General features: G+C 61.6%; 13 protein-coding genes and 1 riboswitch. Of the genes, 7 read left to right on the top strand and 6 right to left on the bottom strand.

The genetic code is table 11. The features are described from left to right. Nucleotides 1–690: a 5,6-dimethylbenzimidazole synthase gene (gene bluB / locus NE851_RS22345; protein ID WP_028758681.1), complete on the bottom strand. Its 690-nt coding sequence runs from the start codon at nt 688–690 to the stop codon at nt 1–3. Between the two features lie 41 nt (nt 691–731). Beyond that, nucleotides 732–919, bottom strand: a riboswitch (cobalamin riboswitch). Between the two features lie 197 nt (nt 920–1,116). Between bluB and NE851_RS22350 the strand changes: the two genes are divergently transcribed. The 4 genes from NE851_RS22350 to NE851_RS22365 all read left to right on the top strand — a co-directional run bounded on the left by NE851_RS22350 (nt 1,117) and on the right by NE851_RS22365 (nt 6,659). Beyond that, the gene (locus NE851_RS22350) at nt 1,117–2,520 is read left to right on the top strand and encodes an MFS transporter (RefSeq protein WP_097630980.1); all 1,404 of its coding nucleotides are present in this window, start codon (nt 1,117–1,119) and stop codon (nt 2,518–2,520) included. A 231-nt stretch (nt 2,521–2,751) separates the two neighbouring features. Beyond that, complete coding sequence (locus NE851_RS22355) at nt 2,752–4,626, top strand: methyl-accepting chemotaxis protein (RefSeq protein WP_097543659.1); 1,875 nt, start codon at nt 2,752–2,754, stop codon at nt 4,624–4,626. A 60-nt stretch (nt 4,627–4,686) separates the two neighbouring features. Further along, on the top strand, nt 4,687–5,268 hold the full coding sequence (locus tag NE851_RS22360) for a hypothetical protein (protein ID WP_028758678.1): 582 nt from the start codon (nt 4,687–4,689) through the stop codon (nt 5,266–5,268). A gap of 326 nt (nt 5,269–5,594) precedes the next feature. Next, complete coding sequence (locus NE851_RS22365; protein ID WP_047610087.1) at nt 5,595–6,659, top strand: 3-deoxy-7-phosphoheptulonate synthase; 1,065 nt, start codon at nt 5,595–5,597, stop codon at nt 6,657–6,659. Here NE851_RS22365 and NE851_RS22370 read toward each other — a convergent pair. Both NE851_RS22370 and NE851_RS22375 read right to left on the bottom strand, forming a co-directional pair. Next, the gene (locus tag NE851_RS22370) at nt 6,656–7,483 is read right to left on the bottom strand and encodes a TolB family protein (protein WP_097543660.1); all 828 of its coding nucleotides are present in this window, start codon (nt 7,481–7,483) and stop codon (nt 6,656–6,658) included. The genes NE851_RS22365 and NE851_RS22370 overlap by 4 nt on opposite strands. Before the next feature lie 98 nt (nt 7,484–7,581). Further along, a complete protein-coding gene (locus NE851_RS22375) occupies nt 7,582–9,261 on the bottom strand; it encodes an NAD+ synthase (protein WP_097543661.1) in 1,680 nt (559 codons plus the stop codon). A gap of 192 nt (nt 9,262–9,453) precedes the next feature. Between NE851_RS22375 and NE851_RS22380 the strand changes: the two genes are divergently transcribed. Then, nucleotides 9,454–9,984, top strand: a complete 531-nt coding sequence (locus NE851_RS22380) for a DUF1003 domain-containing protein (RefSeq protein ID WP_028758558.1) — start codon at nt 9,454–9,456, stop codon at nt 9,982–9,984. Nucleotides 9,985–10,006: 22 nt separating this feature from the next. On the opposite strand, the gene NE851_RS22385 is transcribed toward NE851_RS22380, so the two are convergent. Next, a complete protein-coding gene (locus NE851_RS22385; RefSeq protein WP_047610092.1) occupies nt 10,007–10,654 on the bottom strand; it encodes a VOC family protein in 648 nt (215 codons plus the stop codon). A 101-nt stretch (nt 10,655–10,755) separates the two neighbouring features. Further along, nucleotides 10,756–11,178, bottom strand: a complete 423-nt coding sequence (locus tag NE851_RS22390; RefSeq protein WP_132571950.1) for a GFA family protein — start codon at nt 11,176–11,178, stop codon at nt 10,756–10,758. A 295-nt stretch (nt 11,179–11,473) separates the two neighbouring features. On the opposite strand from NE851_RS22390, the gene NE851_RS22395 reads away from it, so the two are divergent. Then, nucleotides 11,474–13,312, top strand: coding sequence for an ABC transporter ATP-binding protein (locus NE851_RS22395; protein WP_254957835.1), 1,839 nt, complete (start codon nt 11,474–11,476; stop codon nt 13,310–13,312). Between the two features lie 74 nt (nt 13,313–13,386). Here the strand turns inward: NE851_RS22395 and NE851_RS22400 are convergent, their stop codons facing one another. Then, nucleotides 13,387–14,760 (bottom strand): class II 3-deoxy-7-phosphoheptulonate synthase, encoded by a 1,374-nt coding sequence (locus NE851_RS22400; RefSeq protein WP_097543663.1) that lies wholly within the window; start codon nt 14,758–14,760, stop codon nt 13,387–13,389. A 218-nt stretch (nt 14,761–14,978) separates the two neighbouring features. Between NE851_RS22400 and NE851_RS22405 the strand changes: the two genes are divergently transcribed. After that, on the top strand, nt 14,979–16,262 hold the full coding sequence (locus NE851_RS22405; RefSeq protein ID WP_063475001.1) for a pilus assembly protein TadG-related protein: 1,284 nt from the start codon (nt 14,979–14,981) through the stop codon (nt 16,260–16,262). The last annotated feature ends 2 nt before the right edge of the window (nt 16,263–16,264 follow it).

A 16,264-nucleotide genomic window follows, 5' to 3' on the forward strand; every position in this document is an offset into this window, starting at 1 on the left:
CTACGGGTCGTTGCGTCCCCACCCGTCATGGAAGACGAGCTCTTGGAGCGGCAGGCGCTGCCGCCAGCCTTTGACGGAGAGTTCCGGCTCGTCATAAAGCCGATCGACGAAACCGGCACAGAGCCAGGCGACCACCTCGATATGCTCGGGTATGCCGAGAATGCTTTTCAGATCGCCTTCGCGAAAAATGCTGACCCAGCCGATGCCGACCCCTTCCGCCCGCGCCGCAAGCCAGAGATTCTGGATGGCGCAGACTGTGGAATAGCTATCCATCCTGGGATTGTGGGTGCGCCCCAGCACCACGCTGCCGCTGCGGGTGGGGTCGCAGGTCACGCATATGCCGAGCGGTGCCTCGGTGATGCCTTCGAGCTTGAGGGAGCGGTATGCCTGTCGCCGCTCGCCGGTAAACATCAGCGCCGCCTCCTCATTGGCCTTCACAAAGGCGTCCTGGACGCGCGCCCGGACCGCGGCACTTTTCACCAGAATGAAATTCCACGGCTGCATGAAGCCGACGGAGGGCGCATGATGGGCGGCCGTCAGCAGCCGCTCCACAACATCGTCAGGCAAGGGATCGGGCAGGAACTGGCTGCGAACGTCGCGCCGCGTCTTGATCGCGTGATAGACGGCCTCGCGCTCGGCCAAGGAAAAACCGGACGCCGCCGAAAGGGCATCCTCATCAAAGGGTCGCATCGTCAAATCCCCAACAACGCAACCGCCCGCCGTCCGCGCGGATCGGTCAATCTTGCCAGGCCGGTCTTCTGACTCGGCGTCATCCGTCTGCCGCAGCCTTCCCGGCGAGAAGCCAGTGGCGAGATGAAGCGGCAAGCGTCGGCCTTACAGCGTTGGGCACGTTCCGGCCTTGCACCGGATTCCCGATTCTCCCGCGTTGATGGCGGGCACCTGACGGCGCATCTATTTCAGGAAAGCGCGGCGACGGCAAGCCGGCCCGAGGACGCAGTCGGGAACCACGTTGAGCCACGCACCCTCCCGCGTCGGTTTGAAGCGGCTCGACAAAGCTCCTTCATCCATAGTTTCTATGGCCTTATCACCACCGAAGGCGTATGGACGATACAGTCCCTCGCAGCATCCCGGTTGCCCGTGCCCCGCCTCACGCCCATGATCCTTGCGGTCGCCCTGTTCATGGAACAGATGGATTCGACCGTGATCGCCACCAGCCTGCCGGCGATCGCAGCCGATATCGGCACCTCGCCGATCGCGCTGAAGCTCGCCGTTACCAGCTATCTCGTGGCACTGGCGATCTTCATCCCGATCAGCGGCTGGATGTCCGATCGGTTCGGTGCGCGCAACATCTTCCGCATGGCGATCTTCGTCTTCATGATCGGCTCGGTCGCCTGCGCTTTCTCCAACTCGATCACGGCCTTTGTCATCTCGCGGCTGATCCAGGGCGCCGGCGGCTCGATGATGACGCCTGTCAGCCGCTTGCTTTTGGTCCGGGGAACGCCGCGCCACGAACTCGTCGACGCCATGGCCTGGCTCACCATTCCCGCCTTGATCGGCCCGATCATGGGGCCGCCGATCGGCGGTTTCCTCACCACCTATCTCACCTGGCACTGGATCTTCTGGATCAACGTCCCGATCGGCGTGCTCGGCATCATCCTCGTCACCCGTTTCCTGCCGGCGGTCGAGCCGCGCAGCCCGCGGCCGATGGATTTCCCGGGCTTCTTCCTCTGCGGCCTCGGCTTCTCCGGATTCGTCTTCGGCGTCTCGGTGATCAGCCTGCCGGCCGTGCCCGTCATCTACGGTTATGTCACGGTTGCGATCGGCATCCTTGCCGGTCTCATCTACCTCCTGCATGCCCGCCGCGCACCCTATCCGCTTCTCGATCCGAAGATGTTCCGCTACCCGATGTTCCGGGCGGCGATCCTTGGCGCCTCGAATTTCCGCATGGGGCTCGGCGCGCTGCCCTTCCTGATGCCGCTGATGCTGCAGCTCGGCTTCGGCCTGACGCCGCTGCAATCGGGCTCGGTCACCTTCGTCAGCGCACTCGGCTCCATGGGCTCGAAATTCGCCGCCTCGCGCACCTTCAATGCCTTCGGCTTCCGCACCGTCATATCAATCACCACCTTGCTGGCGGCGATCTTCCTCGGCATCAACGGCCTGTTCACCGCCGAAACCCCGCTTTTCCTGATCATGGCCTGCCTGCTGATCGGCGGCCTGTTCCGCTCCATGGCTTTCTCGGGCGTCAACGCCATGGCCTTCGGCGATGTCGACGCCGCCGACAGCAGCCAGGCAACCGCGATCAATGCCGTTGCCCAGCGTATCTCCATGGCAATGGGTGTGGCGATCGCCGGCGGCATCCTCGAAATTTCGAGCAGCTTCCAGGGCGGCCGGCTGCTGGTCTCGGATTTCCACGTCGCCTTCTTCAGCGTCTCGGCGATTTCGGCGCTCGCCTGCATCACCTTCCTGCGGCTGCCGCGCGATGCCGGCGCGGAACTGACGACGCGCCGCCGCAAACACCGGCAGACGGAGCCCGAAGAGGCGATCGCGGAAAACAGCTGATCGCGGCAGATCACCAGCGGGCGTGATAGCGAAATCACACGCGTGTGCTCCGGCATCCCTTTCTACTTTATGATTTATTCACACATCAAATACACACTGCGTTTGCGCGTTTTGGGTCGCTATCAGGACATGGGCATGAGCGCTCGTGATGTGACCGTCAGCGTGGATGCCCGTATTGATACGCCGGTCGGGAACATGTCCGACTGAGCCGCAATTCTAGGCCCCCGCGGAATGTTCCAATTTTTGAAAACGATGCCTCTGACAGCCAAGCTGGCGGCGATTATCGTGGCCGTCAATCTGTGCGGCATTTCCGCCTTTGCTACCTACACATGGATGTACGAAACCCGAGCGCTGATCGACGGCGCCAAGGCGAACTGGTCCAAGGATGCGGAGCAGTTTGCCTCTCTGGCGGCGGGCGGCGTGAAATGGGGCAAGGCGAATGCCGTTCGAGAGGCTTATTCGCTCTACCGCGACGATCCCTCGCTCGATCTCGTGCAGTTTGCCGCATTCAATGCGGAGGCTGTCGCCGTCGACACCTGGACACGTGACGGCATCAACGGTCTGCCCGCAGCGGCCGATCTGGCGAAGGGCCTGAGTGCAAAGCCGGAAAAGACGACCATCAATGACGGCGGGTTATCTGCCGGCGTGGTGACGATCACCGCACCCCTCCCGCTGGATAAGTCAGGCAAGGTCACCGGTTATATCGTCACCAACTGGTCCGTCGAAAAAATCGCTTCTGAAGTCAAGCAGAAGGTTCTCGTTTCGCTGCTCACGCAGTCCGCGATCACCGCCTTGGCCGTCATCGCCTTCCTTCTTGCCATGCGCAGCCTCGTTGGCCGGCCCATCCGGATCATCAGCGAACGGATCAGCGCCTTGCAGAAAGGCGACCTGGCCTCTCCCGTCACCTACAAGGAAAATGGCGACGAGATCGGCTTCCTGGCGCGTGCGTTGGAAGTTTTCCGCCACGAGGCGATTGCGAAGGTCGAAAGGGAGCAGGCCGCTGCCGAGCAGAGCGCTTCGCTCGATGCCGAACGGGCGCGCAACGCATTGTTCACGGAAGAGGCCAGCAACACGCAGCGGCTGGTCATGACCGCTCTCGCAAATGCATTGGAAAAGCTCGCCGCAGGCGACTTCTCCGTACACCTGGCCGATCTCGGTCCGGAATTCGATAAGTTGCGGCAGGATTTCAACAACATGGTCGAGGCCGTCGCCGCCGCACTGACGGAGATCAAGGCCGCCTCCGTGGCGGTTGAAGGCGGCTCGAGCGAGCTTGCCTCCTCCGCAGATCAACTCGCCAAGCGGACCGAGCAACAGGCGGCATCATTGGAACAGACCGCTGCCGCATTGGATGAGATGACCACCACCGTCCGAACATCGTCGCAGCGCGCCGAAAATACCGGGAAGCTGGTCGAGGAGACGAAGCGCAGCGCTCACGTCTCGGCGACGGTGGTGCGTGATGCCATCGGCGCGATGGACCGTATTCAGACCTCGTCGAGCCAGATCGGCCGCATTATCGGCGTCATCGACGAAATCGCCTTCCAGACGAACCTGCTGGCGCTGAACGCCGGCGTCGAGGCGGCGCGTGCGGGCGAAGCCGGCAAGGGTTTTGCGGTTGTCGCGCAGGAGGTGCGTGAACTCGCCCAGCGGTCGGCAAATGCCGCCAAAGAAATCAAGAACCTGATCAATGTGTCCGGCCAAGAGGTTGCCGCAGGCGTCGGGCTGGTGAACGAAACCGGCGACGCTCTCCTGAAGATCGAGGAGCAGATCAACCGCATCAGCGACAGTATCGCCTCCATCGTCCAGTCCTATCGCGAACAGGCGACCGGTCTGCAGGAAATCAATGGCGCGATCAACCAGATGGATCAGGCGACGCAACAGAATGCAGCAATGGTCGAGGAAACCAATGCGGCCTGCCAGGAACTGCTGTCGCAGGGACGCCAACTGCAGGACTCGGCCGGCAGATTCGTCGTCGGCGCGGCCGCGGCCAGCCAGACCAAACCCGTTCAACCCGCCCGCCAATCTCGTCCCGAACCCCGAGCCTACGTGCAGCGTCATGCAGGCAATGCCGCCGTTGCCGCCGCTCCCGGTGCCTGGGAAGAGTTCTGACGCCGCCTTCGTCCGATAAGCCTTAGTTCTCAGCAACCTATAATCAGGAAGGAAACAGTTATGAAGAAACTCGTGCCCGCATTTCTTTTGGCCTGCACCGCATTTGCCGTGCCCATGGACGTATCCATGGCTGAGGATGCGAAGCTTGCCCCGATCTTCGACTACGTGAAGAGCGACGTAACGCCCTGGCTGAACGACCCCGCGATCATCGAGGCTGTCAAGGCGCAGGACGCCGCCAACGCCAACCTGAGTGCAGCCGATATCGACGCCCTCGACAAGAAGTGGCGCGCCGAAGTCGATGGTTCCGACCACTCGATGATCGACGGCGTGCTCAACAATGCGCTGTCGAAATTCCTTCAGGCGAAGAAGGAGGCCTCCGGCGGCAAGATCACCGAGATCTTCGTCATGGATGCAAAGGGCCTGAATGTCGGCCAGAGCGACGTCACGTCAGATTACTGGCAGGGCGACGAAGGCAAGTTCCAGAAGTCCTTCGGCGCCGGCAAGGATGCCGTCTTCGTCGATGAGATCGAAAAGGATGAATCGACCCAGACGCTGCAGTCGCAGGCAAGCGTGACGATTTCAGACGACAAGGGAACACCGATCGGCGCCATCACCGTCGGCGTGAACGTCGACGCCCTCTAATCTCAAAGACCCAGCACGCCGCACGAGTGAGATCGAGTGCGGCGTGCTGCCTGCCTCCCGTGCGTGTCGCTCCCGCAAGACCAGTTACTCTCCCAAGGAACGCAGGTTTTAGGCAGAAAAATCTACGTGACAACGCGCGGCCTTGGCGCTAAACACGCCGCATGTCGATCACGTCAATCAACGCCTCGCGATTTTATTGGTACCGCTACTCACAGCGGATGCGGGTCTATGCGTAACTGAATTCGACGCGACGACAACCCGAACAGCCGCTAGTCTACCTGGCGGCTTTTTTGTTCCGCACGGTATGACCAAACAGGAGCCATACCGTGTCTGATGCCATTGATGATCTTCGTATCCTCGAGATCACGCCCCTCACCAAACCCGCCGATATCCTCGCGGAAATTCACCGCGATGCTGCCGTCACCGACACCGTGACCAGCAACCGTGATGCCATCCACAAGATTCTCCGGGGCGAGGATGATCGCCTGATCGCCGTCATCGGCCCCTGCTCCATCCATGACCCGGTTGCCGCCAGGGAGTACGCCGCGCGGCTGGAGGAACAGCGGCGGCGCTTTGCCGGTGATCTCGAGATCGTCATGCGCGTCTATTTCGAAAAGCCCCGTACGACCGTCGGCTGGAAGGGTCTGATAAACGACCCGCACCTCGACGGCAGCTACCGCATCGAGGAAGGGTTGAGGATTGCGCGACGCCTGCTGCTCGATATCAATGCCATGGGTCTTCCGGCCGGCGTCGAATTCCTCGACACGATTACGCCGCAATACATCGCCGACCTCGTCAGCTGGGGCGCGATCGGCGCGCGCACGACCGAAAGCCAGATCCACCGGCAGCTTGCCTCCGGCCTCTCCTGCCCGATCGGCTTCAAGAACGGCACCGACGGCGGAGCGCGCGTGGCGCTCGACGCGATCCTCGCCGCCTCGCAACCGCACCACTTCCCGGCCGTGACGAAGGACGGACAGGCAGCGATCGCTTCTACGACGGGCAATGAGGACTGCCACATCATCCTGCGCGGCGGCAAGCGGCCCAACTATGAGGCGGCCGACGTCGAAGCTGTCACCGCCGAAGCCGTCAAGCTCGGCGTGGCCCCGCGCATCCTCATCGATGCCAGCCATGCCAACAGCAGCAAGGATCCGATGAACCAGCCGCGCGTCGTCAAATCCGTCGCCGCACAGATCGCTGCCGGAAACCGCCACATCAAGGGCATGATGATCGAAAGCAACCTCGTCGCAGGCCGCCAGGATCTCGTGCCCGGCAAGCCGCTGGTCTACGGTCAGTCGATCACCGATGGCTGCATCGATTGGGATATGTCGGTCGCGGTGCTCGAAGACCTGGCGAAATCGGCACGCGATCGTCGCAAGGCAGCGGCCGCCTAACCCACCGGAAAGTACCGGACATAGGCGAATTCCTCGCCATCAGGAGACCAGCAGGGCACGTTGATCGTGCCCTGCCCGCCGAAAAGCTCGAACAACGTCTTCAGATTGCCGCCATCCATGTCCATCAGCCGCAGCCGTACATCGAGATCGCGCGGATGGTCGAACACCGAAGGGTCGTAGGACAGGATCAGCACCTTGTCGTTCTTAGGCGACGGATGGGCGAACCAGTTACCCTGATTGTCCGATGTCACCTGGTGGAGACCCGTGCCATCGGGATGGATGCGCCAGATCTGCATCAGCCCGGTACGGCTGGAATTGAAATAGATCCATTGCCCATCGGCCGAATAGTCCGGTCCGTCGTTGCGGCCCTCGCCATGCGTCAACCGCGTCTCGGCGCCACCGTCGACGGAAATCGTGTAGATATCGAAGACGTCGTCGCGGATGCCGCAATAGGCAAGCTGACGACCATCCGGCGACCAGCCGTGCCAGTAGGATGGCAGATTTTGCGTGACGAGCCGCGGCGTGCCGCCTTCGATCGGCAGGATGTAGATCGCCGACTTGCCGAATTCGGTCTTGTCGGAGATGACGATCTCGGTGCCGTCGGGCGAAATGCCATGATCATTGTTGCAGTTGACGGCAAAGCCGGTATCGACCTTAACCACCTCGCCGCCATCGAGCGGCAGCCGGTAGAGCAGTCCGTCGCCGTTCAGCAGCAGGTAGGAACCGTCGGGCGAGAAGTTCGGCGCCTCCACCAGTCTGTCCGTCTGCCAGACCTCACGGGCCCTGCCGGTCCTGACATTGTAGATCTCAACCGAGCTGCGCATGTTTCCTCCCGAAAAACGTGATGACGTCAGTAATCTCGATTGCGCCAGCGATCTCGATTGCGCCAGCAATCTCGATTGCGCCAGCGATCTCGATTGCGTCAGCGGTCCCTGAAACGATTGGTGATGGGATAGCGCCGGTCGCGGCCGAAATTCTTCTTGGTGATCTTGACGCCAGGCGCCGATTGCCGGCGCTTGTATTCGGCGAGATAGAGCAAGTGCTCGACCCGGTGGACGGTCGCCACGTCATGGCCGCGCGCGACGATCTCTTCGACCGCCATCTCCTTCTCCACCAGGCATTCGAGAATATCGTCGAGCACGGGATAGGGCGGCAGCGAATCCTGGTCTTTCTGATCAGGACGCAGTTCGGCCGACGGCGCCTTGTCGATGATATTCTGCGGAATCACCTCGCCCGACGGTCCCAGCGCACCCGGTGGCACGTTTTCGTTGCGCCAGCGGGAAATCGCATAGACCTGCATCTTGTAGAGGTCCTTGATCGGATTGAAGCCGCCGTTCATGTCGCCGTAGAGTGTGGCGTAGCCGACCGACATTTCCGACTTATTACCAGTCGTCACCACCATCGAGCCAAACTTGTTGGAGATCGCCATCAGGATGACGCCGCGCGCCCGGCTCTGCAGGTTCTCCTCGGTGATGCCGCTGTCCGTGCCTTCGAAAAGGCTGGCGAGAGCGCTGCTGAAGCCCGTCACCGGCTGCTCGATCGGCACGATATCGTAGCGGCAGCCGAGCGCCCTGGCGCAGTCGGCCGCATCCTTCAGCGAATCCTCGGAAGTATAGCGATAGGGCAGCATGACGGTGCGCACCCGTTCTTCGCCGAGCGCATCGACGGCAATCGCCGCGCAGATCGCAGAATCGATGCCGCCGGAAAGGCCGAGCACGACGGTCTTGAAGCCGTTCTTGTTGACGTAGTCGCGAAAACCGAGCAGGCAGGCGCGGTAATCGGCCTCCTCGCGCTCGGGAATGTGCGCCATCGGCCCTTCGGCGCAATGCCAACCACTTTCGCCGCGCTTCCACGTCGTCACCGCCAGTGCGGATTCAAACTGGCTCATCTGAAAGGCGAGCGACTTGTCGGCATTGAAGGCGAAGCTTGCTCCATCGAAAACCAGCTCGTCCTGGCCGCCGAGCTGGGCGGCATAGATCAGCGGCAGGCCGGTTTCGATCACCTGCTTCAGCACCACCTGGTGACGGATATCCACCTTGCCGCGATAATAGGGCGAACCGTTCGGCGACAGCAGGATCTCTGCCCCGCTTTCGGCCAGCGTCTCGCAGACGCCGAGATCGCCCCAGATATCCTCGCAGATCGGAATGCCGATTCGCACGCCGCGGAAATTCACCGGCCCCGGCATGGCGCCCTGGTCGAACACGCGTTTTTCGTCGAACTCGCCGTAATTCGGCAGGTCGATCTTGTCGCGCACCGCAATCACCTTGCCGCCGTCGAGCACGGCGACTGAATTGTAACGCCCGGTCTCGTCCTGCCGGGGAAAGCCGATGAGGACGCCCGGCCCGCCATCGGCGGTATCGGCCGCCAGGCTCTCGACCGCCTTCCAGCAGGCGCGGATGAAGGCGGGCTTCAGCACCAGATCCTCCGGCGGGTAGCCGGAGATGAAAAGCTCAGTCAGGACGAGCAGATGCGCACCCTCCCTGCCCGCATCGGCGCGCGCCTCACGCGCTTTGGCGAGATTGGCTGCGACGTCGCCGACCGTCGGATTGAGCTGGCCGATGGCGATGCGGAAGATATCAGAAAGAGCGTTTTCCTGTGTCATGTCATTTATTTAGCCTGCGCCTTTCGCGACCGCAACACGTTCGGGCCGAAAGCGGCACCTCGCGACGACGAAATTTTTATGAACGGATCACGCGTGGCTCCGCGCGGCACCGATACGCATTGCAATTTGCCTCCGGAGCGGAATACTGGCGCCGAAAGCGACCGCATCGATAACCGGCATCGGAAACAGGCAATGTCTAATCTTTCGAATTTCGTGCACCATCATTTCGACAAACCGGCCGATGAACTCGGCGATATCGAAAAGCGCGTGCTGGCGAAAACGCACGCGCGCAAGATCATCTCGACCGACGTCAATGCCGCTCTATCCGCCGAGTCATCCTTCGGCGAGCGTATCGCCGATGGCATTGCCCGCGTCGGCGGCTCGTGGTCCTTCATACTCGCCTTCCTCGCCTTTCTCGCCGTCTGGACACTGTTGAACACCATCGGTCTGGTGGCGAATCCCTTCGACCCATACCCCTTCATTTTTCTGAATCTGATCCTGTCGATGATCGCCGCCATCCAGGCGCCGATCATCATGATGTCGCAGAACCGGCAGGCCGAGCGCGACCGCTTCGAGGCCGCCAAGGATTATGAGGTCAATCTCAAGGCCGAGCTCGAAGTGCTCTCCCTGCACCAGAAGATCGATATGAGCGTGCTGACCGAGCTGACGGCGCTGCGCGAGGATGTGGCCCGCCTCAGCGCCGAACTTTCCGCCAGAAGCTGAGGCAGCGCTTATTGCGCAATGATCAGCCGCCCGGACCGGCAAACAGGATGAGATTTCCGTCCGGATCCAGCACGATGAAGTTTCTGGCGCCCCACGGCTCCTTCCTGAGGGGCTGATGGAAGGATACGCCTGCGGCCTGGAAATCCAGGAACAGGCGCTTGATCTCGTCTGATGTACCGACGGTGATCGAGGCTGAAAGCAGATGCTCCCGTTGCCTGATATCGCCGACGAACACGGGCTCGCATACCAGCCTCAGAGCGAGTTGAGCATTGTCGCGGATGACCTGTCCGTAAAACGGCGGGTCGCCATAGACGAAGTCGACCCTGAAGCCGAGTTTGCCGGTGAAGAATTCGCACGACGCTTTGATATCGGTGACGAACAACTGCGCGGATAGCGAACTCAGGATGGCTTGTGGTGCTGGCTGTTTTTTCGGATCTGTCATGGCTGCGGCTCCTGTCTTGAGCGCCTGCCATCCCTCGAAACCCATTTGACGTGCGATCAGGTCCTGCGCGTCGCTAAGCTTGAAGCGCGCCTCCAGCACCTGGCTGTCATCGAGATGACGGAAGCGCGGCAACGCAGCTCTGATCTCGGCTGCAACAGGATAGTATCTTTCGCTGTGCCATCGCAAATACTGCTTGGCCTGCTTTTTGAGGTTTTCGAGATTCGGCATGGGCGCAACTGTTGATACATTGTAGGCGGGCATTGCCCTTTCGACATTCGACGAAGCGCCCTACGCAGCACGGTAAACCTAGCCTCGGCGATCAACCTTTGTCAATCACGGGCCGGCGAGGATGACGATGGGGGATTCACGGCGTATTGCGGCAGGCCGTCCGATATCTCGTAGAAATCGCCCTTGCCGGCACAGTAGATATGATGGCCGAAGGTCAGGCCGCTCGGCGCGTCGAAGGCGCCGGCCATCACCGAAATCTCCGCCGATCCGTCCGCCTGCCAGAACAGCGCGGAGCCGCAATTCGAGCAGAAGCCGCGCTGCGCCTCGTCACTCGACCGGTACCAACGGACCGCCTCAGTGCCATCGACCGAAAGAGCCGCGCGGGCCACATTGACCGCGGCGTAATAAAATCCCGTCTGCCGGCGGCACTGCGAGCAATGGCAGCCAACGACTGGTCCTGGCGTCGCCATCGTTGAAAATCGCACGGCGCCGCAGAGGCAGCCGCCTGTATGCCGTCCGGTCATGATCGCTCTCCCGTTTATGACGGAACGTTGCCGCCGATCGCCCCCGGCGTCAAATCCATTCCGTTCAACGAAATCATCAGAAATCTTGAAAATCGCTGGCCTTATGCATGCTTGGTCGGCTCGAGCACCTGTTGCTCGACGACAACAGCCGCCAACCTCATCTCATCCCGGCATTGAATCGCCGGCTGTTGTCGGCGATACTTAAGGTCCAATTCACTCGACCCCCGGGAGACTGACATGAGAGCGACCCTGTCCAAACAGAAAGGAAAAATCCCCCACAAGGACATTCAGCTTCATGAATATTTCGTTCTCTCGCGCGAGGAAAAGCTCGCGACGCCATAACTCCTTCCTGAACCTTTTCCGTGACGATTCCAGTGCCGCCGACCGCGGCCGGCGTTGGTCGCGCATGCGCAAATTCCTCTCTTACTACCGTCCGCATCTGCCTTTGCTGCTCGCGGATCTGCTTTGCGCCATCCTCGTCGCCGGCACCGCTGTCGCCTTGCCGCTCTGCGCCAACATCGTCACCAGCAGGCTTCTGGCTCTGCCCGAGGCACCGCAGGCCTTCGCACAGATCCTGGCGATGGGCGGCATCATGCTGGCGGTTCTGGCGGTCCAGATCGCTGCGATCTTCTTCGTCGACTATCGCGGCCACGTCATGGGCGCCCGCATCGAGGCCACGGTGCGGCAGGAACTGTTCGAGCATTGCCAGAAGCTCTCGTTCAGCTTTTACGACCGCCAGCGCACCGGTCAGCTGATGAGCCGCATCACCAATGATAGCCTGTGGCTGGGCGAACTCTTTCACCATGGTCCTGAGGATCTTTCCATCGCCGTGCTCAAATATGGCGGGGCCATGCTGGTGTTGTTCTTCATCGATCCGCCATTGGCAGGCATCATCCTGCTGCTCACTCCGGTGGCGGTGGCCTATGCGCTCTATTTCAACCGGCGCATGAACCGCGCGCTCGAGGCCAGCAAACGGCAGATCGCCGCCGTCAACGAGCGCGTCGAGGATGCCCTCGCCGGCATCCGCGTTGTCCAGTCCTTCGCCAACGAGGCGCTGGAGCGCGAACGCTTCGCCGAGCAGAACCGGCGCTTCCTGCAAAGCCGCGCCGAAGGCTACCGCAGCGAGGCCTGGTTCTCGGTCGGCACCGAAACCTTCGCCCAGCTCATTACCATATTGGTGATCATCGTCGGCGGCCTGCGCATTTTGACGGCGGAGCTGACCGTTCCCGATATGCTGACCTTCCTGCTCTGCGTCGCTGTGCTGGTCGATCCGGTGCAGCGGCTCGCCAATTTCGTACGCCTCTGGCAGGAGGGTTACACCGGCTTCATCAGGGCCATGGAGATCCTGGAGATCGCCCCCGATATCACGGATCAGCCGGCCGCCCGTCCAATGGCGGCGCCAAAGGGCGAGATCAGCTTTTCCGATGTTGCCTTCGGCTACGAGTCCGATGGTCCGCGCGTCCTCGAACGGCTGTCGCTGACCATCGCGCCCGGAGAGTTCGTTGCCCTGGTCGGCCCCTCGGGGGTCGGCAAGAGCACGCTTTGTGCGCTCATACCACGCTTCTACGATGTCGAGGCCGGGGCGATCCGCATCGACGGCACCGATATCCGCGAGGTGACGCTGGCCTCGCTCCGCCGCCATGTCGGCGTGGTGCAGCAGGATGTCTACCTCTTTGCCGGTACCGTGGCGGAAAACCTGCGTTACGGCCGGCCCGACGCCACCGACGCCGAACTAGAGGCGGCGGCGCGCACCGCCAATGCGCACGACTTCATCATGGCCCTGCCCCAAGGCTACGACACCGATATCGGCCAACGCGGCGTCAAGCTCTCGGGCGGCCAGCGCCAGCGCATTACCATCGCCCGCGCCTTCCTCAAAGATCCGGAGATACTGATCTTCGACGAGGCGACCAGCGCGCTCGACAACGAGAGCGAACGGGCGGTGCAGCAGGCGCTGCTCAGCCTGGCAAATGGTCGAACCACCCTGGTCATCGCCCATCGTCTTTCGACCGTCCGCCATGCTGACCGCATCCTGGTCCTGACGGCTGACGGCATCGTCGAACAGGGCACCCATGACGACTTGATGGCGCAAGGCGGCGTCTATGCCGGCCTGCACAGTATCCAGGCCAGCATCTGAGCCGCCATCCCTAAGCACAGCAATAAAAAAGCCCGGCATCGGCCGGGCTTTTCTTCATCCGTTTCGGGCTGATATCAGCCGTTGGCAACCAGGCGCTTCTCGTCGCGGCCGCCCTTCATGCGCTCGGCAAGCAGGAAGGCGAGCTCGAGAGCCTGGTCGGAGTTGAGACGCGGGTCGCAATGGGTGTGGTAGCGATCCTGCAGATCATCGGCCGTGACGGCGCGGGCGCCGCCGGTGCACTCGGTCACGTCCTTCCCGGTCATCTCGACATGGATGCCGCCGGGATGCGAGCCTTCGGCGCGGTGGATCTGGAAGAAGCTTTCGACTTCCGACAGGATCCGCTCGAAGGGCCGGGTCTTGTAGTTGTTGAGCGTGATCGTATTGCCGTGCATCGGGTCGCAGGACCAGACGACCTTGCGGCCTTCGCGCTCGACGGCGCGGATAAGCTTCGGCAGGCTCTCGGCAACCTTTTCGTGGCCGAAGCGGCAAATCAGCGTCAGGCGCCCGGCTTCATTAGCCGGATTTAGAATATCGATCAGCTGCAACAGATCGTCGGCCTGCAGTGACGGACCGCATTTCAGACCGATCGGGTTCTTGATGCCGCGGCAATATTCGACATGCGCATGGTCGGCCTGGCGCGTGCGGTCACCGATCCAGATCATGTGGCCCGACGTTGCATACCAGTCGCCCGAGGTGGAATCGACGCGGGTCAGCGCCTCCTCGTAACCGAGCAGCAGCGCCTCGTGGCTGGTGAAGAAATCGGTTTCGCGCAGCGCCGGCTGGTTTTCCGAGGTGATGCCGATCGCCTTCATGAAATCCATGGTTTCGCTGATGCGGTCGGCAAGCTTGCGGTAGCGCTCGCCCTGCGGGCTGTCCTTGACGAAGCCGAGCATCCACTGATGCACGTTTTCGAGATTGGCGTAGCCGCCCATCGCGAAGGCGCGCAGAAGGTTCAGCGTCGCAGCCGACTGCCGGTAGGCCATGGCCTGGCGCTCCGGGTTCGGAATGCGCGACTCCTCGGTGAACTCGATGCCGTTGATGATGTCACCGCGATAGGCCGGCAAGGTTACGTCGCCCTGCTTCTCGACATTCGAGGAACGCGGCTTGGCGAACTGGCCGGCGATGCGGCCGACCTTGACCACCGGCAGCTGCGCGCCGAAGGTCAGCACGACAGCCATCTGCAGAAAGGCGCGGAAGAAGTCGCGGATATTGTCGGCGCCGTGTTCGGCGAAGCTCTCGGCACAGTCGCCACCCTGCAGCAGGAAGCCGTTGCCTTCGGCGACATTGGCGAGATGCTTCTTCAGGCGGCGCGCCTCGCCGGCAAAGACGAGCGGCGGATAGCTGGCGAGCTGGGCCTCCGTTGCCGCCAAAGCGGCTGCGTCGGGATATTCGGGAACCTGCAGGATCGGTTTCTGCCGCCAGCTGCTCGGGGTCCAATTCTCTGCCATCTCACTCACCTCACTCACATCCATACCTTAGGATGCCCTCAATATGCGGCGGCTTATAGACCTTTAGGTCAGTCTTGCAAAGACCATTCGCCGACAGTTGTCGCCTCGCCGTCGCCGCCCGCCATTCTCCAGTTAAACCAGCATATACCATGTCGATTTCCCCATATTTTAGACTTTCCATGTAGAACCGGTGAGAGTTTCAACATCGAGGAAATGGCATGGCGATCCTTCCGTCCGGTTTCATATCGGACCGCTCGGGCAATTTCGGCATCATGACGGCGCTGCTGGCGGTGCCGCTCTTCGGTGCTGCCGGCATGGCGGTTGATTTCGCCCACGCGCTCAGCCTGAGGACACAGCTTTTCGCCGCCGCCGACGCCGCCGCCGTCGGTTCGATCGCCGAAAAATCCGGCGCGGTCGCCGCCGCCATGACGATGAGCGGCAACGGCACGATCTCGCTCGGCAAGGACGATGCCCGCAACATCTTCATGTCCCAGATGTCCGGGGAGCTGACCGACGTTCACGTCGATCTCGGCATCGACGTCACCAAGACCGCCAACAAGCTGAATTCGAAGGTTTCCTTCAGCGCGACCGTGCCCACCACCTTCATGCGCATCCTCGGTCGGGACTCGATCACGATCTCGGGCGCCGCGACGGCGGAATATCAAACCGCCGCTTTCATGGATTTCTACATCCTGCTCGACAACACGCCGTCCATGGGCGTCGGCGCCACCGCGACCGATGTTTCCAAGCTGCAGGCTAAAACAGGCTGCGCCTTCGCCTGCCATCAGATGGACCAGAGCACCAACAACTACACCATCGCCAAGAGCCTCGGCGTCGCCATGCGCATCGACGTCGTGCGCCAGGCAACCCAGGCGCTGACCGATACGGCCAAGACCGAACGCGTCAGCAGCGACCAATTCCGCATGGGCGTCTATACATTCGGCACCAAGGCTGAGGACGCCAAGCTGACGACGATCTCCAGCCCAACCTCCGATCTGACGAAGGTGAAGAATTACACCGACGCCGTCGACCTGATGACCATTCCCTACCAGAACTACAACCAGGACCAGCTCACCAGCTTCGACAGCGCCCTGACGCAGATGAATACCATCATCGATCCGGCCGGTGACGGCACGTCGAATATCAGCCCTGAAAAGATCCTCTTCTTCGTTTCCGATGGCGTCGGCGACAGCTACAAGCCGTCGACATGCACCAAGAAGACCACCGGCGGCCGCTGTCAGGAACCGATCGACACCTCCTTCTGCAAACCGCTGAAGGATCGCGGCGTCAAGATCGCCGTGCTCTACACCACCTATTTGCCGCTGCCGACCAACGACTGGTACAACAAATGGATCAGTCCCTTCCAGAGCGAGATTCCGACGAAGATGCAGGCATGTGCCTCGCCCGGCCTCTATTTCGAGGTGACGCCGACCCAAGGTATCGCCGATGCGATGAAAGCGCTCTTCCTCAAGGTCATCCGCGCTCCCCGCATCACCAGCTAATC

This window comes from Rhizobium anhuiense bv. trifolii (genome assembly GCF_024346605.1).
Classification (GTDB): domain Bacteria; phylum Pseudomonadota; class Alphaproteobacteria; order Rhizobiales; family Rhizobiaceae; genus Rhizobium; species Rhizobium anhuiense.

Excerpts from the sequence above, each read along its gene's own strand:
- bluB (WP_028758681.1), bottom strand. The coding sequence starts at position 690 with ATGCGACCCTTTGATGAGGATGCCCTTTCGGCGGCGTCCGGTTTTTCC.
- NE851_RS22350 (WP_097630980.1), top strand. The coding sequence starts at position 1,117 with ATGATCCTTGCGGTCGCCCTGTTCATGGAACAGATGGATTCGACCGTG.
- NE851_RS22355 (WP_097543659.1), top strand. The coding sequence starts at position 2,752 with ATGTTCCAATTTTTGAAAACGATGCCTCTGACAGCCAAGCTGGCGGCG.
- NE851_RS22360 (WP_028758678.1), top strand. The coding sequence starts at position 4,687 with ATGAAGAAACTCGTGCCCGCATTTCTTTTGGCCTGCACCGCATTTGCC.
- NE851_RS22370 (WP_097543660.1), bottom strand. The coding sequence starts at position 7,483 with ATGCGCAGCTCGGTTGAGATCTACAATGTCAGGACCGGCAGGGCCCGT.
- NE851_RS22375 (WP_097543661.1), bottom strand. The coding sequence starts at position 9,261 with ATGACACAGGAAAACGCTCTTTCTGATATCTTCCGCATCGCCATCGGC.
- NE851_RS22380 (WP_028758558.1), top strand. The coding sequence starts at position 9,454 with ATGTCTAATCTTTCGAATTTCGTGCACCATCATTTCGACAAACCGGCC.
- NE851_RS22385 (WP_047610092.1), bottom strand. The coding sequence starts at position 10,654 with ATGCCGAATCTCGAAAACCTCAAAAAGCAGGCCAAGCAGTATTTGCGA.
- NE851_RS22390 (WP_132571950.1), bottom strand. The coding sequence starts at position 11,178 with ATGACCGGACGGCATACAGGCGGCTGCCTCTGCGGCGCCGTGCGATTT.
- NE851_RS22395 (WP_254957835.1), top strand. The coding sequence starts at position 11,474 with ATGAATATTTCGTTCTCTCGCGCGAGGAAAAGCTCGCGACGCCATAAC.
- NE851_RS22400 (WP_097543663.1), bottom strand. The coding sequence starts at position 14,760 with ATGGCAGAGAATTGGACCCCGAGCAGCTGGCGGCAGAAACCGATCCTG.
- NE851_RS22405 (WP_063475001.1), top strand. The coding sequence starts at position 14,979 with ATGGCGATCCTTCCGTCCGGTTTCATATCGGACCGCTCGGGCAATTTC.